This window comes from Herbiconiux daphne, from assembly GCF_024979295.1.
In the GTDB taxonomy this organism is placed as follows: domain Bacteria; phylum Actinomycetota; class Actinomycetes; order Actinomycetales; family Microbacteriaceae; genus Herbiconiux; species Herbiconiux daphnes.
Map to the genome: position 1 here is coordinate 1 of NZ_JANLCJ010000342.1, position 751 is coordinate 751.

Sequence of the window (751 nt, forward strand, 5' to 3'; positions counted from 1 at the left end):
GTGCCGCTATCCTGTCCACTATGACCCGTCAGGGTAAGGAAAAGGCAGCCATTGCGTTCTGGCGTGAATATGCCAATGAAAGCCGTAAGTATCCTGAAGTTGAACAACTTATCGACGAAGTTCTTGAATCCACCGATGCTGGCAACCGCTGGAACGCTGCGATGAAAGACCGTTCTGAATTCTTCTTCGATATGTTCTTCGAGGAAAATCGTCACGAATTTCACAAAGACTAATTTACAGTATTAAACTCAAGGCTGTTCATGAATCCTTCACCCATGTTGGTGTTTGGCTCGATTGAATAGCCTTTTTGATTAATTCTGGTCACTACAGTGACGCTTCATGTGTGAGGAAAGGAAATGCGTAAGCTAATAGCAATCGCAGCGTTGTTCGCTGCATGTGCTGTCCACGCCAACTCAAAACCGCTTGATGTTGATATGGTCAACAAAGATGGTAGTGAGATTGTGTTGGAGGACGGTCGTTCGTTCACCGTTGACGATTCTAATCAGTTCGAAGAGGACGATGAAGTAATCGTTACCAATGATGGTACAATCATCAACACAGAAACTGGCGATGAAGTCTCAGCAACCGAAGATTAATCTTCTTTCCAAATGTATTCGTGAGACTTTCATAATGTCTGAAAAGTTAAAACTCGCACCAGTCTCACGAGTCCAAGTTAGTGAGCTGGGCAACAAAGTTAACCTACTATCTGCTGATTTCGTACTTATCTCGAATAAGGTGGCTAATAAACGTG

2 protein-coding genes are annotated in these 751 nt (G+C 43.5%); both read left to right on the top strand.

The features are described 5' to 3' along the window. A partial coding sequence (locus N1032_RS25120; RefSeq protein ID WP_259543293.1) for a hypothetical protein occupies positions 1-233 on the top strand: 233 nt, incomplete at its 5' end. 123 nt (positions 234-356) lie between these two features. Beyond that, positions 357-596 carry a hypothetical protein gene (locus tag N1032_RS25125; RefSeq protein WP_259543295.1) on the top strand — a complete coding sequence of 80 codons (240 nt, stop codon included), beginning with the start codon at positions 357-359 and terminating at the stop codon, positions 594-596. The last annotated feature ends 155 nt before the right edge of the window (positions 597-751 follow it).